At 49.7% G+C, this 22,632-nt stretch carries 23 protein-coding genes; 15 read left to right on the top strand and 8 right to left on the bottom strand.

Annotation, left to right across the window (positions count from 1 at the left end):
* Positions 1-9 precede the first annotated feature (9 nt).
* Both C6Y40_RS14050 and C6Y40_RS14055 read right to left on the bottom strand, forming a co-directional pair.
* A complete protein-coding gene (locus C6Y40_RS14050; RefSeq protein WP_105935141.1) occupies positions 10-966 on the bottom strand; it encodes a glycosyltransferase in 957 nt (318 codons plus the stop codon).
* Between the two features lie 222 nt (positions 967-1,188).
* On the bottom strand, positions 1,189-1,602 hold the full coding sequence (locus C6Y40_RS14055) for a winged helix-turn-helix transcriptional regulator (RefSeq protein WP_105935142.1): 414 nt from the start codon (positions 1,600-1,602) through the stop codon (positions 1,189-1,191).
* A gap of 121 nt (positions 1,603-1,723) precedes the next feature.
* Between C6Y40_RS14055 and C6Y40_RS14060 the strand changes: the two genes are divergently transcribed.
* Complete coding sequence (locus C6Y40_RS14060; protein ID WP_105935143.1) at positions 1,724-2,575, top strand: SDR family oxidoreductase; 852 nt, start codon at positions 1,724-1,726, stop codon at positions 2,573-2,575.
* A gap of 77 nt (positions 2,576-2,652) precedes the next feature.
* On the opposite strand, the gene C6Y40_RS14065 is transcribed toward C6Y40_RS14060, so the two are convergent.
* The 5 genes from C6Y40_RS14065 to rsd form a co-directional block, all read right to left on the bottom strand.
* On the bottom strand, positions 2,653-3,867 hold the full coding sequence (locus C6Y40_RS14065; RefSeq protein WP_105935144.1) for an OmpA family protein: 1,215 nt from the start codon (positions 3,865-3,867) through the stop codon (positions 2,653-2,655).
* 81 nt (positions 3,868-3,948) lie between these two features.
* Complete coding sequence (locus C6Y40_RS14070) at positions 3,949-4,389, bottom strand: secondary thiamine-phosphate synthase enzyme YjbQ (RefSeq protein ID WP_105935145.1); 441 nt, start codon at positions 4,387-4,389, stop codon at positions 3,949-3,951.
* Positions 4,379-4,843 (bottom strand): chemotaxis protein CheX, encoded by a 465-nt coding sequence (locus C6Y40_RS14075; RefSeq protein ID WP_105935146.1) that lies wholly within the window; start codon positions 4,841-4,843, stop codon positions 4,379-4,381. Before C6Y40_RS14075 ends, C6Y40_RS14070 begins: the two co-directional genes overlap by 11 nt.
* The gene (locus C6Y40_RS14080) at positions 4,833-5,306 is read right to left on the bottom strand and encodes a transcriptional repressor (protein ID WP_105935147.1); all 474 of its coding nucleotides are present in this window, start codon (positions 5,304-5,306) and stop codon (positions 4,833-4,835) included. Before C6Y40_RS14080 ends, C6Y40_RS14075 begins: the two co-directional genes overlap by 11 nt.
* Positions 5,307-5,384: 78 nt before the next feature.
* Positions 5,385-5,849 carry a sigma D regulator gene (gene rsd, locus C6Y40_RS14085; RefSeq protein ID WP_105935148.1) on the bottom strand — a complete coding sequence of 155 codons (465 nt, stop codon included), beginning with the start codon at positions 5,847-5,849 and terminating at the stop codon, positions 5,385-5,387.
* A 205-nt stretch (positions 5,850-6,054) separates the two neighbouring features.
* Here rsd and nudC point away from each other — a divergent pair, with 205 nt between their 5' ends.
* Both nudC and hemE read left to right on the top strand, forming a co-directional pair.
* Complete coding sequence (nudC, locus tag C6Y40_RS14090; protein WP_105935179.1) at positions 6,055-6,879, top strand: NAD(+) diphosphatase; 825 nt, start codon at positions 6,055-6,057, stop codon at positions 6,877-6,879.
* A 244-nt stretch (positions 6,880-7,123) separates the two neighbouring features.
* Positions 7,124-8,215, top strand: a complete 1,092-nt coding sequence (gene hemE, locus C6Y40_RS14095) for a uroporphyrinogen decarboxylase (protein ID WP_105935149.1) — start codon at positions 7,124-7,126, stop codon at positions 8,213-8,215.
* 24 nt (positions 8,216-8,239) lie between these two features.
* Here the strand turns inward: hemE and queG are convergent, their stop codons facing one another.
* Entirely contained in the window at positions 8,240-9,382 is a 1,143-nt protein-coding gene (gene queG / locus C6Y40_RS14100; protein WP_105935150.1) for a tRNA epoxyqueuosine(34) reductase QueG, read from the bottom strand.
* A 6-nt stretch (positions 9,383-9,388) separates the two neighbouring features.
* On the opposite strand from queG, the gene C6Y40_RS14105 reads away from it, so the two are divergent.
* From C6Y40_RS14105 to C6Y40_RS14160, 12 genes are all read left to right on the top strand, one after another.
* Complete coding sequence (locus C6Y40_RS14105; RefSeq protein ID WP_105935151.1) at positions 9,389-10,888, top strand: NAD(P)H-hydrate dehydratase; 1,500 nt, start codon at positions 9,389-9,391, stop codon at positions 10,886-10,888.
* Between the two features lie 22 nt (positions 10,889-10,910).
* Positions 10,911-11,393 carry a tRNA (adenosine(37)-N6)-threonylcarbamoyltransferase complex ATPase subunit type 1 TsaE gene (gene tsaE, locus C6Y40_RS14110; protein WP_105935152.1) on the top strand — a complete coding sequence of 161 codons (483 nt, stop codon included), beginning with the start codon at positions 10,911-10,913 and terminating at the stop codon, positions 11,391-11,393.
* 73 nt (positions 11,394-11,466) lie between these two features.
* Positions 11,467-12,786, top strand: a complete 1,320-nt coding sequence (locus C6Y40_RS14115; RefSeq protein ID WP_105935153.1) for an N-acetylmuramoyl-L-alanine amidase — start codon at positions 11,467-11,469, stop codon at positions 12,784-12,786.
* Between the two features lie 23 nt (positions 12,787-12,809).
* The gene (gene mutL / locus C6Y40_RS14120) at positions 12,810-14,558 is read left to right on the top strand and encodes a DNA mismatch repair endonuclease MutL (protein ID WP_105935154.1); all 1,749 of its coding nucleotides are present in this window, start codon (positions 12,810-12,812) and stop codon (positions 14,556-14,558) included.
* The gene (miaA, locus tag C6Y40_RS14125) at positions 14,551-15,477 is read left to right on the top strand and encodes a tRNA (adenosine(37)-N6)-dimethylallyltransferase MiaA (protein WP_105935155.1); all 927 of its coding nucleotides are present in this window, start codon (positions 14,551-14,553) and stop codon (positions 15,475-15,477) included. Before mutL ends, miaA begins: the two co-directional genes overlap by 8 nt.
* A gap of 84 nt (positions 15,478-15,561) precedes the next feature.
* Positions 15,562-15,810 carry an RNA chaperone Hfq gene (hfq, locus tag C6Y40_RS14130; protein WP_105935156.1) on the top strand — a complete coding sequence of 83 codons (249 nt, stop codon included), beginning with the start codon at positions 15,562-15,564 and terminating at the stop codon, positions 15,808-15,810.
* Between the two features lie 17 nt (positions 15,811-15,827).
* Positions 15,828-17,117: a ribosome rescue GTPase HflX gene (gene hflX / locus C6Y40_RS14135; RefSeq protein ID WP_105935157.1), complete on the top strand. Its 1,290-nt coding sequence runs from the start codon at positions 15,828-15,830 to the stop codon at positions 17,115-17,117.
* A gap of 77 nt (positions 17,118-17,194) precedes the next feature.
* On the top strand, positions 17,195-18,364 hold the full coding sequence (hflK, locus tag C6Y40_RS14140; RefSeq protein WP_105935158.1) for an FtsH protease activity modulator HflK: 1,170 nt from the start codon (positions 17,195-17,197) through the stop codon (positions 18,362-18,364).
* A gap of 6 nt (positions 18,365-18,370) precedes the next feature.
* The gene (gene hflC, locus C6Y40_RS14145) at positions 18,371-19,255 is read left to right on the top strand and encodes a protease modulator HflC (protein ID WP_105935159.1); all 885 of its coding nucleotides are present in this window, start codon (positions 18,371-18,373) and stop codon (positions 19,253-19,255) included.
* A 234-nt stretch (positions 19,256-19,489) separates the two neighbouring features.
* A complete protein-coding gene (locus C6Y40_RS14150; protein ID WP_105935160.1) occupies positions 19,490-21,070 on the top strand; it encodes an AbgT family transporter in 1,581 nt (526 codons plus the stop codon).
* Between the two features lie 67 nt (positions 21,071-21,137).
* Positions 21,138-22,217, top strand: coding sequence for a ferrochelatase (gene hemH, locus C6Y40_RS14155; protein WP_105935161.1), 1,080 nt, complete (start codon positions 21,138-21,140; stop codon positions 22,215-22,217).
* Positions 22,214-22,627, top strand: coding sequence for a DUF4112 domain-containing protein (locus C6Y40_RS14160; RefSeq protein WP_105935162.1), 414 nt, complete (start codon positions 22,214-22,216; stop codon positions 22,625-22,627). Before hemH ends, C6Y40_RS14160 begins: the two co-directional genes overlap by 4 nt.
* The last annotated feature ends 5 nt before the right edge of the window (positions 22,628-22,632 follow it).

The following is a 22,632-nucleotide window of genomic DNA, read 5'->3' on the forward strand; positions in this document are numbered from 1 at the left end:
AGTACTCCATTAATAATCTGCGTTAAAGAAATAGCGAAAATAAACAGCAATAATAAGTTTTCGCAATGAAAATCCTAGCTCTAACGCATTACGGGAAACATAGCGAAACGAACCCTTCCATGCCTGGTAGTACGGGGGGGTCTGTCGAATGAAGGTAAGTAACGGACGTAACTTTTTTATATCGCTGATCCGTAGCTCACTCTGGCCCTGAGTTGCCACAAAAAACCAAAAACGCTCAAACGCATGAGGGTCAATTTCACCTACCAGTCGTGTAACATGGTCATAAGATCCTGCCTGGGCAGTCGATAACTGCTTGGCCCTATTTTTGCGCGTGATACTTTCCGTATTTATCCGGTAATTAACCAAAGGCTCATCAATCCCACCAAACCTAAACCCCGCTTTTAATGACTTCAGGTACAGCAAATAATCCTGAGCACTTTTAGTCACCGGGTAACCGCCATTCTCCCGGATTGCTTCGGTTCTGAACATTAGGCTCGGATGACACAGCCTACTATTTAGTAGTAACTCGGCTTCCAATAATTCGCTGTCGGTACTAACCGGATAACCACCAATAGGGTTACCCTGCATATCAATATGGTTTACCGTTGTACAACTCAACACGATGTCGGGGTGGGCTTCCATGTAAGCAAATTGCTTCGCCAAACGTTCCGGATGTGCCACGTCGTCGGCATCATGCCGGGCGATGTAGCGTCCAGTGGCGCAACTAAGCCCTTTGTTTAGTGAATTACCCACACCGATATTGGCAGGATTGGTAATTATGATGATTCGTTTGTCTTTTGCTGCGTAGTCAGCCAGAAAGTCCTTAGTTTCCTGATTACTACCGTCATCCACAATTAAGAACTCGTAGTCTGTGAATGATTGTCCGAGAATGCTGTCAATCGCTTCAGAAAGGTGGGTAAAGTCACCATTCAATACTGGCATTAAAACAGATATGGCACAGGACATATTAACTTCTCATCAAATATTGCGTATTGCCAAAGTGCAGTTTGAAACAAAACTGATAAGGGCTTTTGGCAATCCCTGCCAGTTTTTTGGAGTGAGCGCTGCTGGGATGCAATAGAAATGTTTACTGCAAGCTGTCAGCTCTAAACGAGAATAATAACTAACTGCCTATTATGCAAGCACCAGCCACAGGCTAGAGGATGTTCTTTATACTGTCCGGTTGACTTAGTCGGATTTGAGTGACGAGTACTTATCCCGCGCACTTAAAATCGGGTTTATATTAACTTCAATCCAGTTCACCAGTTCTTCAACCCGGTTTGCAACTTCGTGGCCAGAATCAGTCAGACTGTATTCTACATGAGGGGGAATAACCGGGTGTGCAGTTCTAAGTACGAAGCCATCTGCTTCCAGCGCATGAAGCGTTTGAGACAGCATTTTCTCACTCACTCCAGCGATGGCTTTTCGTAGTTCGCTGAAGCGGTGCGTTCCCTGTAACAGCGCAAACAGTACCAGTACGCCCCAACGACTGGTAACGTCTTGCAAAATACTGCGGGAAGGGCAGCTGCTAGCTAATACATTTCCCCGCTGGAATTTGTCAGTCAGGGTGGGTTCTGAACCTTCTGTCATACTGTTATTCATCGTTGAATTCCCGTTATTGATAGTGAAATAAATACTTACTAAAAAGTATGTACTTTCTTTTGGTAAGTATAAGCGCAAACTGAGTATCAATCCACAACAACACCGAACCAAGGAGTTATTTATGATTGCTGTAACTGGTGCTACCGGCCAATTGGGCCGGCTTGTTATTGAACATTTACTTAAAGGGCTGGATGCCAGTCAGATCGTTGCTATTGTGCGTAACCCGGAGAAAGCATCTGATCTGAAAACACTCGGTATACAGGTGCGCACTGCTGATTACTCTGCACCGGAAGCTTTAAAGGCAGCCCTTACCGGCGTAGAAAAATTGCTGTTAATTTCCTCCAGTGAAGTGGGGCAGCGAGTGGTTCAACATCAAAATGTCATTGACGCGGCGCAACACGCAGGTGTGAATCTGCTCGCCTATACCAGCTTATTGAAAGTGGATGATTCGCCTCTGATGCTGGCAACCGAGCACAAAGAAACAGAGTCCTACCTGCTGCAAAGTGGTGTAGGTTTTGTGCTGCTGCGAAATGGCTGGTATACCGAAAATTATCTGGCAAGCATTGGGCCAGCGCTGGAAAATGACGGTTTTATCGGTAGCGCCCAGACAGGGCGAATCAGCTCTGCTGCCCGTGAGGATTATGCCGAAGCGGCGGCGAGGATACTGTTAAGCGATGTCCCTCAAACCGGCAGAGTCTATGACCTGGCGGGCGATGAAAGTTATACCCTTGCCGAACTGTGCGCATTGGTTAGTACCGAGTCTGGCAAAAATATCCCGTATATCGACTTACCTCAGGATGAATTTAGCGCGGCCCTGAAACAGGCTGGTTTACCTTCTCCTTTGGCAGACATGCTGGCAGATTCTGATGCCGGTGCGGCACAGGGCGCGTTGTTCGATGATAGTAAAACTTTGAGCCAGGTTCTGGGCCATCCTACCCGGTCTTTACGAGATCAGGTTAGGGCCAGTCTGTAATCTTTGCTTAGTCGCTATACCCAAAAAAAACGCCTGCAGATGCAGGCGTTTTTTATCGTAGTTAGTTCAGCTTTTCATTACTGCGCTGGTACTTCGATAGTTTCACTCACTTTAACTTCAATACGACGGTTTAAGTGGTGTGCTTCCTTGGTGTTAGCGGTATCTAACAAACGCTCTTCACCGTAACCGATAGTGTCTAAACGGCTTGCATCAATACCATACTGATTAACCAGAACAGATTTTAATGCATTAGCACGACGTTGTGACAAATCTTTGTTGTAAGCCGCTGCACCGGGCGCTGAAGAGTGACCTTCGATTGTCGCAGAAGTACTGCCGTAACGGTTCAGGAACGCAGCAAGATCTTCAATTTGCGGATCACTGGTATCTTCGATTGAAGCGCTGTTGTTAGCGAACAGGATGCGAACTTCAATCGATACTTCTTCCGCGGTGAATATGGTACAACCGTTGGGGTGCACTTTATCGCCCTTTGGTGTGTCAGGGCAGGCGTCCTGACTGTCGATAACACCGTCGTTATCTGAGTCTGGCTCGATTGCACAGCCTACGCCGTCAACAGCTACACCGGCACGGGTGTTCGGGCACTGGTCCTGGCTGTTAATGACGCCGTCGCCATCTTTATCAGCGTTACAGCCCATGCTGTCTACTACTGTGCCTGAAGGCGTACCCGGGCACTTGTCCAGAGAATCCACCACGCCATCGTAGTCGGAGTCAGCCGGTGCGGCTGTGGTCATAGGCGCAGGGGTTGGCTCTGAGTAGCTTGAAGTGCTGCCGAAAGTGTAAGAGACACCCAGCTTCACGCTGTAGTCGTATAAATTGTCGCTCAGATCGCGGTAAGCCGCAATTTCACTGATAACGGCAACATCGTCGTTAACGGCCCAGTGTTTACCCATACCGTAACCCATCATTTGGTAATCATCGCCGACGTCCTGATGGTATAAACCACCGAAAACATAGAAAAGGTCGTCCTGGAAGAAGTACATGGCATCAACACCCAACATCGGGCCGCTTTCATCGCTGCCGCCGTTGGTACCATCTAAATCAAGATACGAAGCTGAAATTCTTGCTGCCCAGCTCTCATCGAAACGGAAACCGTATTCAGCACCCAGACCAAAACCATCATCGAGCTGTCCGGTCGGCTCTGGTTTGCCTTCGTCCGTGCTGTAATAGAGCCCATAGATACCAGCCCAGTCTTGCGCTTCTGATTCCTGAGCGAATGACGGAGCAGAAACTAAGCCTGCGGCAATGAGTGCGAGAGTAATAGTTGATTTTTTCATTATTGACTTCCTGTGTTGGCAATAAGTGTGTCCTGTAGCTCTATGCTAAATCTGTGCCAGCATTAAACTATAGTTTAACAATTATACGCCTGACTTACCCTGGAGAGTAGCAATAATTGAGCGCGAGCCGCCGCTGTCACGGTGTTCGCCGAGAATGATGCCCTGCCAGGTACCGAGGGCAAGCCGCCCTTGTTGTACCGGGATAGTTAACTGACATCCCATCAGGCTGCTTTTGATATGAGCGGGCATATCATCAGGCCCTTCGTAGGTATGGATGAAATACGGTGTGTTTTCTTTAACTGTATGATTAAAAAAGGATTCTAAATCCTTTCTTACTGAAGGATCGGCATTCTCATTGATGGTTAAACTGGCGCTGGTATGTTGCAGCATAAGGTGCAGTAAACCCACCTCAACATCACGAATCTGCGGTAATGCGCCGGTGATTGAATCAGTAACTAAATGAAACCCTCGGGGATGAGGTGGTAGAGTAATTTTTTCAGAGTGCCAGTAATTATTTATCAAAGCAGATTTCCAGATATGCCTTTCCGAGTTCGTGGTTAAACGGCAAAATAATCTTCGGCCCGTCTACCTGATGGCTTATACTGTGTTGCTTTCCGGAGACAACAACTGGCGTAGCCATGCCAAACTCATAACCTTTCTCGGCCAGATCGCGCTTGGCGTTACCACAAATCATGTTGGTAATTTCACCTACCATGTCGGCAACTTCTGCATCAATTTCACTGGACGCTTCGCCCAGCATATTTTGCATAATGCTCAGAATTAATCCTTCATCGAACGTGATGGACATCGAGCCTTTTACATTGGGGCCCACCATGCCAATTAATCCTGATACGTCGCCATGGGCCACGTCATCACTTTTTTTCTTGGGTTTACCAGGGGTTAGCGTGGTCTGCGCCATGGTTTCCAACACGTTTAACAGACCGCCAATAAAAGGGTTTACGAACTCAGCATTCATGTTGTTCTTCTCCCAGTGTCGTTGACTCACTCTCCTGACAGTCTGCACAAAGGCCGTGGGCTTCAATGGTTTGCTTGGAAATTTTGAAGCCGTGTTGTTTTGCCTGGTTATCCAGGGTTTCTTTCAATCCTTCCGACTGTATCTCTGAGACGTCACCACAACTGTCGCAAATTAGAAACTGTACCGGGTGGTGGCAACCAAAATGATAGCAGGCCACAAACGCATTAGTGGATTCAAGACGATGGATAAGACCAAAGTCGAGCAAAAAATCCAGTGCCCGGTATACGGTTGCCGGTTTGGCGCTGGACTCGGTTTCTTTGAGACCGTCGAGCAGCTCATAGGCTCCCATGGGGCCGTGCTTTTCCAGCATGAGTTCATACACCTTTTCCCTAAGTGGGGTAAATCGTGCTCCCCGTTGCTCACAGTAGGCTCTTGCTTTACTTATTATAGTGCTATTTTTCATGCTGAATTTTAATAATTTTGATACGAATTAGTGGCATAAGAAATTATGATAACTGTTTAAGGGCCAGGACGCTAACTGCTACCCGGTGACAGAGTCATTGACCAGGCCATGCATCCTTTGAATTAACCTGTCTTCCAATTCAAAGCGGTCATCCAGAGCTTCTCCTAACTGAGTAATAGCCACTTCAAACTCCCGGGTATTCTGTGCGTTAAAGCCTTCGGCAAATTGATCGTTAAAGTCCAGGGCCTGATCGGTAGTCGCGCTGATTTTTGGAAATAACTCCTGTTTCAGGGCTTGTCCATCGTTATCGTCGCTGACCAGCATTTCATATACTTCAAAATGGCCTACCGACAGGTAGTCCATAAGTAGTGCACAAAATTCGTTTACCTCGGCTTCATCAGGCAGAGTATTCGCTGATTGGTAATTGACCCCGGCTAAATGACAATACTGGATCAGCAACTGTCGACGTTCATCCAGCCAGTTATCAATGGTTTTACTCGCTCCGCCCCAGCGTTGCCGGGCTATTTCTACCTGATTTAACACTCTGAACTTCCTCATGAGGTTGTCATCAATCTAATTTGAGTATAACACTGCCTCAGAGTCTCACAAATGACAGTCGGAAATAATTCACCTTAACCACCTAAAGGATAATAGGAATTAACCGTGCAGCAAGGAAAAAGGCAGCGCTTCTTGGCTCAATCAAATGCCACTGTGTTAGGATATACCTAACGTCGTAATGGTAGCTGATATGTTAAAGTTTACAGGAAACTCCTTAGTGCAGCCGGGTCACTGGCTTATCTTCAATCGCGATCAGTTACTGGTGCCTGAAGAAGGTGATCTGCTGCCATTAATGAGTTGGTCAGATTTGCCTTTTTTACATCATTATCAGGATCAGGTTCACCACCTGCATGCCGCTGACTTACCGCTCTCTCATCCGTTATATATTATCGATCTCGGTGCCGAGAATATCAGTGCTGCGGGCTGGCGCAATGCTGGTTTACGCGAATTGATGACCAGTGAGCCGCCGGTAACCTATGAAACCCTCTCCCGCGCCTGGCAATATGTGCATTTTCAGCGCACTCATCGATTCTGTGGTCGCTGTGGTTCACCTACCCAACCTGTGGACTGGGAAATGGCGGTACAGTGTCACCAGTGTGGACATCGCTGTTATCCAAGGGTGTCGCCATGCACGATTGTGGCGGTTTATCGCGGTATGGAAATCCTGTTAGCCAGAGGTGTGCGGCACAGTAATCCCAAAATGTATTCGATTATTGCCGGCTTTGTTGAAAGCGGCGAAAGCGTCGAACAGGCTACGCACCGGGAAGTCGGTGAAGAGGTGGGGGTCAAAATAAAAAACCTGGAATACTTTGGCAGTCAGGCCTGGCCTTTCCCGCATTCACTGATGATGGGCTACCTGGCCGAATATGACAGCGGCGATATCGTTATCGATGAGAAAGAAATCGTAGATGCAGACTGGTATCACATTGATAACCTGCCAATGTTGCCACCTAAATTGTCGATTGCCGGTAAGATACTCGAAGCGCTAATCGAGCGTCTTCGTCAGGCGCCTTAAGTCGGCCTTTTTATCGGTAAAAACGCAATAAAAAACCCCGCAAAGTGCGGGGTTTGAGTATGTTTAGCTGAGGGCCCGTTGGCGAGCTTCTGTATTTATGCTTATTAGTAGTAGCAGAGCATTTGCGATAAATCAAGTAAATCGCTGCAATTTTCATCAGGCAGTTCATTTATACGCATCATTCGCCAAATCTTGCTATACTCGCCGCCAATTTTTTGTAGTGTAATTGATTCCGGGGATCCCCATGGCACAAACCAATGGCAGCCTTGAGCGCCCAGCTTTAAAAAATGACCGCTATCTACGTGCGTTGCTCAAGCAACCTGTAGACGTAACGCCGGTATGGATGATGCGTCAGGCTGGTCGTTATTTACCAGAATATAAAGCCACCCGCGCCGTTGCTGGCGACTTTATGTCGTTGTGTAAAAACGCCGAGCTGGCTTGCGAAGTCACTTTGCAACCACTGCGCCGTTTCCCGTTGGACGCTGCCATCCTGTTTTCGGATATTCTAACCATTCCTGATGCAATGGGGCTGGGCTTATATTTTGAAACCGGTGAAGGTCCGCGTTTTGAACGCCCGATTACCTGTAAGGCCGATGTCGACCGTATTGGTGTACCTGATCCTGAAGGCGAGCTCCAGTATGTGATGAACGCCGTGCGTACCATTCGCCGTGAACTTAAAGGCGATGTGCCACTGATCGGTTTTTCCGGCAGTCCGTGGACACTGGCCACCTATATGGTTGAAGGTGGTTCGAGCAAAGCCTTTACTAAGATTAAGAAAATGGCGTTTGCTGAGCCGCAGGTATTGCACGCACTGCTGGGTAAACTGGCAGACTCTGTGACCAGTTACTTAAATGCACAAATTGCCGCCGGTGCACAATCAGTAATGGTGTTTGATACCTGGGGCGGCGTGTTGTCACCACGGGATTACAAAGAATTCTCGTTGCAGTATATGCAGCGTATTGTAGAAGGCTTAACCCGCGAGAGCGAAGGACGCCGCGTTCCGGTTACGCTGTTTACTAAAAACGGCGGTATGTGGCTGGAAGCGATTGCTGCAACCGGCTGTGATGCGGTAGGTCTCGACTGGACCATCGATATTGCCGAGGCAAAAGCCCGGGTCGGCGACAAAGTTGCTCTGCAAGGCAATATGGACCCGTCTATGTTATATGCACCACCGGCGCGAATCGAACAGGAAGTTGGCGATATTCTGGCGGGCTTTGGTGAAGGCACCGGCCACGTATTCAACCTTGGTCACGGTATCCACCTGGATGTGCCGCCTGAGCACGCCGGCGTGTTTGTGGAGGCGGTACACCGCTTAAGTGCCCAGTATCACAAATAAAAAGCGATACTTAGCCGCGTGACCTTAAGCGTCGCGCGGCAATCCTTTCTCAATAGTCCGGGTTAGCCTGGCTAACTGGCGGTTCTCGTCACTGTTGGCCTGGTGTTTACGGTGCTGTTGCGCCAACGCCCATTCTAAGTGGGGCAAAACCAGTTCACAGGCTTCATCTTTTGCTGCATTGAGCGCGGTAATATACTCTTCTGAATACGGTGCATTGCCGATAGCAACACAAAGATTGCGCTGCCATTTTGCATAACCGATGCGGCGAATCGGCGAGCCTTCGGTGTTGTGCAAAAATGTCTTTTCGTCCCAGCCAAATAAGGTCAGTAACGACTGCCCGTGAAGCACCTGGCGTGGGTGAAAGTCACTTTCTGCTGTTACCGGGGCAAAACGATTCCACGGGCATACCAACTGACAATCATCGCAACCGTAAATACGATTCCCCATGGCAGGGCGTAAATCCTCCGGGATAACGCCGTTATATTCAATGGTCAGATAGGAAATGCAGCGTCTGGCGTCGACCTGGTAGGGGGCGACGATGGCCTGAGTGGGGCACATGGTCATACAAGCGGTGCAGGTACCACAGTTTTCTTCTACCGGCTCATCGACCGGCAGCGGCAGGTTAATAAATAACTCACCAAGGAAAAACCACGAACCGGCTTGTTTATTCAGGGTAAGAGAGTGCTTGCCGGTCCAGCCCAGTCCGGCTTTTTCGGCGATGGCATGTTCCAGTACCGGTGCAGAATCCACAAACGGGCGGTACTGGGTACCTGCCAGCCGCTCACTGATCTGCTCGCCAAGCTGTTTAAGCTTTTTACGCAACACCTTGTGATAATCGCGGCCCAGGGCATAGCGGGAAATATAGGCCATGTCGCCGTCTTTAAGATGGCGGGCAAATGACGCATCCGGAGGGAGGTAATCCATTCTTACTGATATTACCCGAACAGTGCCCGGCACCAATTCTGCCGGCCGGGCCCGCTTCATGCCGTGGCTGGCCATGTAATCCATTTCGCCGTGATACTGGTTATCCAGCCATTGTTGCAGGGCATATTCATGCTGACTAAGATCAATATCACTGATACCAACCTGCTGAAAGCCTAGCGCAACGGCCCAAGCCTTGATATCGTCTACCAAATTGACCAGATCTATCGATTGTAAAGTGGACATGTACACATGCTAGATACTCAACTGCTCGACAGCTTACCATATAAACTCTATCGCGCCGACCAGGTTCGGGAAAATGAACGCAGTGCGGCTGAACAGTCCGGTGTGGAAATGTTTGAGCTGATGCAGCGCGCCGGTAAGGCCGTATTTAAGCAGTGTCAGCTGTTACTGCCCAACACCGATGTGTTTTTAGTGCTGGTAGGCCAGGGCAATAATGCCGGTGACGGTTACATTGCCGCATTACATGCTAAAGAAGCCGGTAAACAGGTCTTGCTGTGTGCTGTTGAACCGCATCGCATCCTCGAGGGCGATGCTGGCACGGCGCAGCAAAAATGGCTCGACGCCGGCGGCAAAATTGAGCCTTTTACCGCTGCCCACCTGGACAAATGTGAGCTGATAGTGGATGCGCTGTTAGGCACTGGCATTAATAGTTACATCCGCAATGAGTTTGCCGACATTATCGATGCGGTCAATCAGGCCGATAAGCCGGTAGTGAGTATCGATGTGCCTTCCGGCCTTGATTCCAATACCGGTCAGTCGTTGGGGCGCTGCATTGAGGCCGACGTTACCGTCACCTTTGTTGGCATTAAACCCGGTTTAACCACCGGTGCCGGTAAACAATCCTGTGGCCGCTTGGTGTTTGATGACCTTGGTATTGGTAAAGCTTTTGTTGAACTGGCCCGCTCCTCTGCCACACTGCTTACTATAGAACAGTTCCAGGGCATGGCCCCTCGTGAAATCCACAGCCATAAAGGCACCTATGGCCGGCTGCTGTGTATCGGCGGTAATCGCGGCACTGCAGGCGCTATTCGTCTGGCGAGTGAGGCAGCTTTGCGCTGCGGCACCGGGCTGGTGAAAGTATTCTGCCATGAGGCCTCAACGATTCAGGTGAGCGCCGGCCGACCAGAGCTGATGGTGTCTCATGAGAACCTGCAGGATGCGCTTAACTGGGCATCCTGCGTGGTAATTGGCCCGGGGCTTGGCCAGGATGACTGGGCGCTGGCGGCATTTGAACAAGCCATGAAGCATTGCCAGACCCACCCTAAACCCATGGTGATTGATGCTGATGCATTGAATTTGTTAAGTAAACATGCGCTGTCGTACACCATAACCGATTGCATTATCACGCCCCATGCTGGTGAAGCGGCGCGATTACTGAATACCAGCGTAGATGAGGTGGAAGCCGACCGCTTCAACAGTACTAAACAATGTGCGCAGAAATTTCATGCTACCTGTGTGCTGAAAGGGGCCGGTTCGATTATCGATAACGAAACCCAGACCTGGGTGTGTCAGCACGGCAATCCGGGGATGGCCACAGCTGGTATGGGCGACGTGTTAAGTGGTATTCTTGGGTCATTGCTGGCTCAGGGGCTCAGCAAGGATATTGCAACCAAGTACGGTGTTTCCATCCATGCCAAAGCCGGCGATGAGGTAGCACGCCTGTATGGTCAACGTGGGATGCTTGCCAGTGATTTGTTCGAGTCACTGCGAGCGTTAGTTAATCAGTAATCATTGAATAGTAGTAATTGGTATGGCATTAGCGCGAGGGGCGTTTTACGCGGCAACTGAACAAGATACGGCGAAACTGGCCACTGATCTGGCTCAGGCGGTCAAGCAGCAGTTACCACAAGGAATAGTTGTCTATCTGCAAGGCGATCTGGGAGCCGGTAAAACTACGTTCAGCCGCCATTTTATTCAGGCTCTGGGTCATTCAGGTAATGTTAAGAGTCCTACCTATACGCTGGTGGAACCGTATTCGCTGGCGGGCCTTGAAATCTTCCATTTCGACCTGTATCGACTGGCAGATCCTGAAGAACTCGAATTTATGGGCATTCGCGATTATTTTGGCGATAATCGCGTTTGCCTTATTGAGTGGCCGCAAAATGGAGGTCAAAACTTGGCACCAGCGGATTTAGTGATTAGTATAGAACCAGATAAGTCTGGAAGACGATTCAGCATTGCTGCGATCTCGCTAACAGGGCGAGCTGCCTTGCAGCTGTGTAAAAGGATATAGCCTGGCGCTGGTTCCGATCGTTCTTCGTGAGAATTTACGGCCTGATAAATATAATTCAACACCAGGGCTAAGTATGTTGCGCGACAAATTACTACTATTAATAAGTTTGTGCTTGCTTACCTTTAGTGTGAGAGCTGCAAACGACATAAACAATATGCGTGTATGGCCTTCAGAGGGCAGTACGCGGGTGGTTTTTGATCTCAAAAGTTCCCCTGAGTTTACTTATTTTACCCTTCGCAACCCGGAGCGGCTGGTGATCGATCTGGCCGCAACCAAAAGCGATACGTCGCTGGATATCGATAAGCAGGGTCCGCTGCTTAAACGGGTCAGATACTCCACACCTAAAGACAATTCATCTACCCGTATCGTGCTGGAATTAAACCGCAAGGCTGAAACCGCGTTGTTTGCTATTCCGCCGGCCGAAGATAAAGGCCACCGGCTGGTGGTCGACCTGGTGGATACCGCGCCTGCTGGTGAGCCAGGAGTTGTGTTGGATATGAACCAGTCCAGCCGCGACCGTGATATCATTGTGGCTATTGACGCCGGTCACGGCGGTAAGGACCCCGGCTCAATCGGCCCGGCTGGCAGCTTTGAAAAAAATATTACCCTGAGCATCGCCAAAATGCTCGAAAGCCGGATTAATGCCGAAACCGGCATGCGTGCTGTGATGACACGAAGCGGTGATTATTACATCTCGCCTAATGGTCGTCCGGAAGTTGCCCGTAAGCATAAAGCTGATTTACTTATTTCTATTCACGCCGATGCGTTTAGTCAGCCTCAGCCCCGCGGGGCATCAGTATGGGTGTTGTCTATGCGTCGTGCCGACACTGAATTGGGTCGTTGGCTGGAAAAAAGCGAACGGCACTCAGAATTGCTCGGCGGCGCGGCAGAAGTGATTACCGATAATGCCTCAGAACGTTATCTGGCTGAAACGATACTGGGTTTGTCCATGGACCACTCCATGTCGACCAGCTACGACCTGAGTAAAAAAGTCATCAGTGAATTAAAAGGGATTACCCGGTTACATAAACGAGCGCCGCAGGCCGCGAGTTTCGCGGTACTTACCGCCCCGGATATTCCTTCCATTCTGGTCGAGGTCGGGTTTATTTCGAATCCTCAGGAAGAGAAAAACCTGAATTGGTCAAAATACCGCCAGCAACTGGCTGATGCGCTGTTGTCGGCCACCAAGCGCTATTTTCAGCAAACGCCGCCGGATGGTACGCTCTGGGCCTCGATTAAGTCAGAAAGCCGCACACACAAGGTTCGCAGCGGTGAGTCTTTATCCTTGCTGGCACAGCGCTATAATGTAAAAGTCAGCAGTATAAAAGCCGCCAACAATCTCAATGGTGACATGGTCCGCATCGGTCAGGTGCTCACGATTCCGAGCACCTAAGCAAAACGTTAACAGGATTTTCTTTGCCCATTAAATTATTGCCGCCCAGACTGGCAAACCAGATTGCCGCCGGTGAAGTGGTTGAACGCCCTGCCTCAGTCGTTAAGGAACTGGTGGAAAACAGCCTGGATGCCGCTGCTACGCGTATCGAACTCGATATCGAAAAAGGCGGTCATAAGCGCATTAAATTGCGGGATAACGGCATAGGTATCGCTAAAGACGAGCTGGAGCTGGCTTTGTCGCGCCACGCTACCAGTAAGATAGCGACACTTGATGATCTGGAGAAGATTTTGTCTCTGGGATTTCGGGGTGAGGCGCTGGCCAGTATTTCGTCTGTCAGCCGCCTGTCGCTAACCTCGAAGCCGGCTGGGCAGGAGCAGGCCTGGCAGGCAAACTGTGAAGGCCGTGATATGGCGGTAAGCCTACAACCCGCGGCCCATCCCGACGGCACCACCATTGATGTGGCGGATATTTTTTACAACACCCCGGCACGGCGCAAGTTCTTGCGCACCGAAAAAACCGAATACCAGCATATTGAAGACGTCATCAAGCGCATTGCGTTGAGTCGCCCGGATGTGGCTTTTATACTGCGTCACAATGGTAAGGTAACCAAGCGGTTCACCGCCGTGGGGGAGGATCAGCTCGCCTCACGAGTAGGGCAGGTTTGTGGTCAGGCGTTTTTACAACATGCTATCCACACCCGCTGTGAGTACGATTCCATCACGCTTGAGGCCTGGTTGGGTGATGCCAGTCAGATGCGCAGCAGTAACGACTGCCAGTATAGCTTTGTTAATGGGCGCGGTATGCGCGATAAGCTTATTCTGCATGCTTTACGGCAGGCCTACGAGTCAGTACTGGCACTGCCTGAGCAACCGGCGTTCGTGGTGTATTTAACCATCGACCCGAAAGAAGTGGACGTCAATGTGCATCCGGCAAAGCACGAAGTAAGGTTTCAACAAAGCCGGCTGGTACATGATTTTATCTGTAAGGCAATCTGCGACGCCTTAAGCAGCAGTGCGGGAGCGCAGGACGCCATGATACCAGAGTCTTCACCGCAGCCCAGCCATGACTATATTCGCCCTCTCGTGCAGCGCAGCGACAACGAATACAACACACCCGCCGGAGCGCCCCATCAGGTGCGTTCGGGAGGGGCGGCTAATTCAGCAGGGCACGGTGCACCTTATACACCCGCAGGCAGCGGGGTAAGTGGTCAGTATCAGCAGCATTACCAGCAACTGATGACGCCAACTCCCGAGCAGGCAGATGACGCGGGGAGCGCATTACGCTTTGTAGAGTTAGCAGGAGCAAGGCTATATGTGCAAACCGGTCACTGTGTGTTGTTGGAGTCACAACAGTTAGTTAAACCGTGGTTGGTTGATAAATTCAACCAGGCGAGTGTCGCTCAACCGTTGTTAATGCCGGTGGCCGTAAGTCAGAGTCTGACTGCAGAAAGTTCGGCATTTTTAACTGAGCAGGGCTTTGACATTAGCACTGCGGGCGGTAAATCGCGTCTGCTTAAAGTACCAGGCGGGCTGCGCCAACTCCCTTGGGCAGGCTTATTTCCGGCGCTGGTAGAAGCATCTCCTCAACAGGAAGATGCGCTCCACTCAGCGCTAGCCCGGACGCTGCAATATCAGGAGACTAAACAGTTGCCATTGTGGCTGTGGTTTGATCAGCTGGCGGTTTCGGCGCAAGCTGACATACTTGAACAATACGGCCTTGGTGTGGCGCAGCAAAAGCTTATTCACTGGATAACAACACGCAATGAGTAATCAAACCGGCCCGGTGGTATCAATAATGGGCCCGACCGCATCCGGCAAGACCGGATTGGCGCTGGAATTAGCCAGTCAGGTACCCGCTGAGATAATCAGTGTCGACTCGGCACTGGTGTATAAACACATGAATATTGGTACGGCCAAGCCGACCGCCGAGGAAATGGCGGTTGCGCCGCACTGGCTGGTCGATATTATTGAGCCCACTGAGGCCTACTCTGTGGCGGACTTTGTGGCTGATACCACACGTCTGATCGGTGAAATTCACGGCAGAGGAAAGCTGCCCATTCTGGTGGGCGGCACAATTATGTATTTTAATGCCTTGATAAATGGTATTTCGCCCCTACCTAAGTCTGACTCAGAGATTCGTGAAGCGATTCTCAGAGAAGCGAATGAGCGGGGCTGGCAAGCAATGCATGCTGACCTTGAAAGGGTCGATCCGGTCAGCGCAGGGCGCATTCATCCGAATGATCCGCAACGACTGACCAGGGCGCTGGAAGTGTATCGCAGTTCGGGGAAGTCTCTAACTCACTGGCAGGAAAAAGCAATTTACCGTTGTCCGTACAAGATTGACCAGTTTGCGATTGCGCCGCATGAGCGAGCCGTGTTACATAGTCGAATTGCAGAAAGATTTGATTTGATGTTAGCCCAAGGATTGGTAGAGGAAGTGAAAGCGCTGTACGAACGCGGTGACCTTCACGAGGACATGCCTGCAATCCGGGCTGTAGGATATCGTCAGGTATGGCAGTATCTTAAAGGCGAGTTAAGCTATGCAGATATGCGTGATAAAGGTATCATTGCAACCAGGCAGTTAGCGAAAAGACAATTAACCTGGTTACGAGGGTGGCCTGACTTAACGTGGCTTGACACATTTGCTAAAGATAATTTGACTAAAATTACTGCAAAAGTCACACTTTAGGTTTAACAAGTGTGATATAAATCTAATTAGCGCTGGGACAATTTTTAGAGTTGTCGGTTTAATAATAAAAATTAAGGATCTGAGATGGCTAAAGGGCAATCATTACAAGACCCGTTTTTAAACGCATTACGGAAGGAGCGGATTCCGGTTTCTATTTATTTAGTTAACGGTATTAAACTCCAGGGGCAGGTAGAGTCATTCGACCAGTTTGTTATCCTGCTAAAGAACACAGTGAGTCAGATGGTTTATAAGCATGCTATCTCAACGGTCGTGCCTTCACGAGCTATTACGATGCCAAGCGCGCAAGGGGATTCTGAGAACAAAAGTGAGTAATTACAAAGGTAACCTGCTTGTTTGACCGTTATGAAGCCGGTGAACAGGCTATACTTGTTCATGTAAATTTTGCCGATGAGGACAGTCGTGAAGACTTGGCTGAGCTGGAATTACTGGTTTCATCGGCGGGCGTTAGTGCTGTTGATGTACTAACCACGTCCCGGGGCGCCCCTCATCCAAAATACTTTGTTGGATCGGGGAAAGCCGAAGAAATCGCTGCTGCTGTCAAAGCCCATGAGGCCAATGTGGTGATCTTCAATCATGCCCTGTCTCCTTCACAGGAACGCAACCTCGAAGCAATCAGCAAGTGCCGGGTGATCGATCGAACCGGTTTGATTCTTGATATTTTTGCGCAGCGTGCCCGAACTCACGAGGGTAAGCTTCAGGTTGAACTAGCTCAACTGCGCCATATTTCCACCCGTCTGATTCGAGGCTGGACACACCTTGAGCGTCAAAAAGGCGGGATTGGCTTGCGCGGGCCGGGTGAAACCCAGCTCGAAACTGACCGCCGTTTATTGCGTGGCAGAATCAAGACAATTCTGCGCCGCCTCGAAAAGGTAGCCAAGCAACGGGAACAAGGGCGACGTTCGCGCAAGCGGGCAGAAATTCCCACCATGTCCCTGGTTGGGTATACCAACGCCGGTAAATCCACTCTGTTCAATCATATTACAGATGCCGATGTGTACGCGGCCGACCAGCTGTTTGCCACACTGGATCCGACCCTGCGTAAACTCGATCTTAAAGAAGTTGGCCCGGTAATTCTGGCGGATACGGTTGGTTTTATTCGTCATCTCCCCCATGATCTGGTAGCGGCCTTTAAAGCCACCCTGCAGGAAACCCAGGAAGCGGACCTGTTGCTGCATGTAGTGGATTATTCTGCCAACAATTATCTGGAAACCATGGGTGAGGTGAATACCGTGCTCGATGAAATCGACGCCGGTGAAATTCAGCAGCTGATTATTTGCAATAAAATTGATCAGTTGGAAGAAGTTGAACCAAAAATTGATCGGGATGAGGAAGGCATGCCAATACGTGTATGGTTGTCTGCCAAAACCGGTCAGGGCACTGAGCTGTTGTTCGAGGCAATTAATGATTGCCTGGCGCAGAGCATGGTAAGTTATACCCTGAAAATCCCACCGGCACAGAGCCGTTTGCGCGGTGTTCTGTATGAATTGGATTGTATATCCGAACAATCCTACGATGCGCAGGGGGACTGGGTGGTTGATGTGCGAATGCCGGCAGCCGATTGGAACCGGTTAGAAAAGCGTTTGGATCATGGTTTATCAGAGTTTGTAGTGAAACACTGATTTGACAGTTTCATATAGTTTGAAATCTAAAAACAATAGAATTCAGTATTAAATAATTAAATTTTCGGAGTACTAGCATGGCTTGGAATGAGCCGGGTGATAAAAATAATGACCCGTGGAAAAATCGCGGAGGACGAGATCAAGGTCCCCCGGATTTGGATGATGTGTTTAAGAACCTGTTCGGTAAGCTCGGTAAAATGGGCGGCGGCGGTGATGGCGGCTCAGGCAAAAAGCTGGGCGGCATCGGCGCGGCATTCCTGATTGGCCTGCTGGCAATTATTTACTTTGTCAGTGGTTTCTACACCATCCGTGAAGCAGAATCTGGTGTTGTGCTGCGATTTGGTGAATATAACTCACTGGTAGAGCCGGGTTTGCGTTGGAAACCAACCTTTGTTGACTCGGTTATTCCGGTCGATGTGCAATCCATTCGCTATCAATCATCTTCAGGTTCAATGCTGACCGAAGACGAAAACGTGGTAAGTGTACAAATGGAAGTGCAGTACCGGGTTGTCGACCCGTACCGCTGGACGTTTGCGGTAACCAGTCCGGAAATGAGTCTGAGTCAGGCCTTGGATAGTGCGATACGTTACGTAGTGGGTCATTCCACCATGGATGATGTGCTGACCGATGGACGTGAAATGACCCGTCAGCGTGTCTGGGAAGAATTGGAAGGTATACTTGAACCCTACAACATCGGCGTAGCCATTGTTGATATGAACTTCAAGGATGCCCGACCGCCAGAGCAGGTGAAAGATGCGTTTGATGACGCCATTGCCGCCCAGGAAGACGAGCAGCGCTTTATCCGTGAAGCCGAGGCGTATGCCCGTGAGATAGAACCGCGTGCCCGAGGTCAGGTCAATCGTATGAACGAGGAAGCCCAGGCTTACAAAGAGCGTGTAACGCTGGAAGCACAGGGTGAAGTGGCACGCTTCGAAGAGTTATTGCCGCAATATGAAAAAGCGCCGGAAGTTACTCGCCAGCGTATCTACCTGGAAACTATGGAACAGGTGTTCTCGAACACCAGTAAGATCATGGTCGACAGTGGTGACGGCGGCAACAATATAATGTATTTGCCGTTGGACAAGATTTTAGAAAATAAAGGCGCGGAAACAAAATCCTCCCTGGAACGTATGCGCAATACCCTCGAAGGTTTGCAGAATAACGTAACCAACTCGACGAATACCTCGCGTAACTCAACAGTATCCGGGTCGGGCTTGCGTGGCGACAGCAATCGTGGTGGGAGATAAGACAAAATGAAAAACTTTATTATCGCAATTCTTATTACCCTGGTGGTACTGGCTTCTGGTTCATTGTTTGTAGTACGTGAAGGACAGCGGGCCATCGTCATTCAGTTTGGAAAGGTACAGCGTGATGCCGAAACCGGCGATACCAAGGTATTCGAACCGGGTCTGCATTTTAAACTGCCGTTTATCGATACAGTTCGTCAGCTTGATGCGCGTATTCAAACGTTGGACGATTCGCCTGATCGCTTTGTAACCTCTGAGAAGAAAGACTTAATTGTTGATTCTTACGTTAAGTGGCGCATCGAAGACTTCGCCCGCTATTATCTGTCGACTAACGGCGGTAATAAACTGCAAGCTGAAGCGCTGTTGAAGCAGAAAGTAAACAACGGTTTGCGTACCGAATTTGGTAGTCGTACGATTGCCCAAATTGTTTCGGGTGAGCGTACCGAATTGATGGAGCAAGCTATGATCCAGGCGTCCAGTTCTTCTGACGAACTGGGTATTGAGATTGTTGATGTTCGCGTAAAGCAAATCAACCTGCCCACCGAAGTGAGCAACTCAATCTTCCAGCGAATGCGCGCCGAACGTGCTGCAGTAGCTCGAGAACATCGCTCACAAGGTCAGGAACAAGCTGAAGTTATTAAAGCTAATATCGAAGCCAAGGTGACAGTTATGCTGGCAGATGCTGAACGTAATGCCCGACAGCTTCGCGGTGAAGGTGATGCGACCGCGGCGCAAATATATGCTGAAACATACTCTAAAAACCCAGAGTTTTATGGTTTCCTGCGCAGTATGGATGCCTACCGTGCCAGCTTCAATAGCAAGAATGACATTCTGGTGGTTGAGCCGGACAGTGACTTCTTCCGTTATATGAATAAGCGCTCAGGTCAGTAAATAAATCGACTAAAGTTAAAAACCGGCTTTTACAGCCGGTTTTTTTATGGGTGAATTTTGCTGCTAAAGGTCGCCAACTCTGCCAAAGGGAATCGATTTAAGGTAAACTGCCGCTATAAAAATAATGGCCTCCAGAGCCAATAACTTCCGGTCACGGACTGCCGGACTGTAGTCGTCGTCCAATGCAAGGTGGGCAACGATTACAGCAATAATAAGAAAGACTGAGGAAACGTTTTGACAGAAAAAAGTATTACCACGACAGACAATAATAAGGGCTGGTTTTCCCGATTTTTAGCAACGGTTGAATGGTTAGGTAACCTGTTACCTCATCCCGTTACGTTGTTTGCCATCTTAACCGTGTTCATTGTGTTGCTGAGCGGCTTCTTAAGCTGGCTCGGTGTATCCGTTGCCGACCCAAGACCAGAAGACGCGCAAACCGCCTCCGGCACTATCGAAGTGGTTTCGTTAATGAGCGTGGAAGGTCTGCACTGGATCATGACACACATAGTGACCAACTTTACCGGCTTTGCTCCGCTAGGGACGGTACTGGTGGCGTTGTTGGGCGTTTCTGTAGCGGAACATTCCGGGCTGTTATCTACTGCCATGCGCGCCCTGGTGCTGAATGCGCCACGCCGGTTGGTTACTTTTATTGTGGTGTTGAGCGGTATTCTCTCCAATACGGCTTCAGAGTTGGGCTACGTCGTACTTATTCCGCTGGCTGCGATGATATTCCACTCTCTTGGGCGCCATCCTCTGGCGGGACTTGCCGCTGCCTTTGCGGGCGTGTCTGCCGGTTACAGTGCCAACCTGTTTTTAGGCACCATCGACCCGTTACTGGCCGGGATAACAACGCCTGCAGCGCAGATGATTGATCCAAACTATGTCGTTGGCGCTGAGTCCAATCACTTCTTTATGATTGCCAGTACTTTTGTTATTGCGGCGCTGGGTTTCTTTGTCACCGACCGGATTGTTGAGCCGCGACTGGGCCATTTTGATGAGTCGAAGTCAACCATGGTGCTCGACGAAAAAGCCATGGCATCGCCTAGCGCACAGGAAATGAAAGCCATGAAAATGGCCGGTCTGGCATTTCTGGGGCTGTGCATAGTAGTCGCACTGGCCGTGGTACCTGAAGATGGTGTACTGCGTAACCCAGAAACCGGCGGATTAAAAGGCTCACCCTTTCTGAAAGGGATTGTGGTATTAATTTTCGTCATGTTTGCTATCCCGGGGTTTGTTTACGGCAAGGTTGCCGGCACGATGAAGAATGACCGCGATGTCATCGAAGGCATGGCGCGCAGCATGAGTAGTATGGGTCTTTATATTGCACTGGTTTTCTTTGCTGCCCAGTTTGTGGCCTTTTTCAAGTACACCAATTTAGGCACAGTGTTAGCTGTTGAAGGTGCTGCACTGCTTATCCAGCTGGATTTGAAAGGCCCGGAAGTCTTCCTGTTATTTATTCTGATGTGTGGACTGGTAAACCTTTCGCTGGGTAGCGCCTCAGCGCAATGGGCCGTCACAGCACCAGTGTTTGTGCCAATGCTAATGCTGCTTGGCTATGCGCCGGAGGTGATTCAGGCCGCTTACCGTATCGGTGACTCGGTAACTAATGTGATTTCACCGATGATGAGCTACTTCGGATTGATCATGGCGATGGCGGCCAAGTACAAGAAAGATGTCGGTATGGGAACACTCATTGCCATGATGCTGCCTTATTCGATGGTGTTTATTGTCGGCTGGACACTGCTGTTTTATCTGTGGGTGTTCGTATTGGGTCTGCCAGTAGGCTGGGAAACCCCCACCTATTATCAGCCATAGCAGTCCAATTTAGTCGTTGCGCCGTATTATTAGCAGTTAACTATTTTACTATTGAGATTAAATATTTATGAAGTACACCGGTAACGCGGGATTCAGCCATCATCAGGCAGATAAAATTGGTGTTTTAATTACCAACCTGGGTACCCCTCAGGCGCCGACGAAAGGTGCACTGAAACCGTACCTCAAAGAGTTTTTATCTGATCCCCGGGTGGTAGAGGTACCACGTCTTATCTGGTGGTTTATTCTCAATGGCATTATTTTAAATATACGTCCAAAACGGTCAGCCGAGGCCTACGCCTCGGTATGGTCTGAGCAGGGTTCTCCATTGATGGTGCATACCAAAGCACAGGCCGAAGCATTGGCTAAACGCTGCGAGCGGGAGTTTGGTGACGATGTGATAGTGGATTTTGCCATGCGTTATGGTGAACCCGCGGTTAGCAAAGTGATTGAGCGTATGCTCAGTACCGGGGTGCGAAAACTGTTGGTGGTCCCGCTTTACCCGCAATATAGCGCCTCAACCGTCGGCTCTACCTTTGATGCTATCGCCGCCGATTTTCAACAGCGCCGGTGGTTGCCGGACTTCCGGTTTGTCAGCCATTATCATGACCGCCCGGGTTATATAAAGGCAGTTGCCGAAACGATACGTCAGCATTGGGAAATAAACGGCCAGGCTGAGAAGCTGATATTGTCCTATCATGGTGTGCCGCGCCGTTATCTGGATAACGGCGATCCTTATCACTGTGAGTGTCTTAAAACCTCCCGTCTGATAGCTGAGGAACTAGGGCTTGAAAATAGCCAGTACATGACGACCTTTCAGTCGCGGTTTGGCCGCGAAGAATGGTTAAAACCCTACACTGATGAAACGCTTAAGGCTCTGCCTGCAGAGGGCGTAAAGTCGGTGCAGGTGGTTTGTCCGGGCTTTTCCGCGGACTGTCTGGAAACCATCGAAGAGATTGGCGAAGAGAACCGCGAATACTTTATGGATGCCGGTGGCGAGCGCTATGAATACATCCCGGCCCTCAACAGTGAACCGGCGCATATCTCAATGCTGTTCGACCTCGTAAAGGAAAACCTGCACGGCTGGCAGGCAGACTCTGACGTTGAACTGCGTGCACAACTGGCCAAAAAGCACGGATGTCCAAGATGAAAGATTACTCCGGTACGGCACCAAAACCGTTACTGAAAGCACAAAAGCTGGCGAACCTGCTGGATACGTCGGTGAAAATTCCACTGATTAATTTCCGCATCGGGTTAGACGCTCTCGTAGGGTTAATTCCCGGTGTGGGCGATGTGTTGATGTTAGTGGTGTCGTTTCGGATCGTGCAGCTTGGTAAGCAGATGGGGCTCCCCAGGGGACTGATTAAAGTGATGATCCGTAATTGTCTGCTCGACTTTGGTTTGGGGTTTATCCCGGTGGTCGGGGATATTGCGGACTTCTTTTATAAAGCCAACCAGGCCAATGTGCGGGTTATGGAAAAATACTGGGTCAGCAATAACAAGGATGCCATCGATAAGCATACCCAGGACATGTTGGAAAATTGGAAAGCCGCTCAGTAAATCGC

It is taken from the genome of Marisediminitalea alba (assembly GCF_002993365.1).
GTDB classification, from domain to species: Bacteria; Pseudomonadota; Gammaproteobacteria; order Enterobacterales; family Alteromonadaceae; genus Alteromonas; species Alteromonas alba.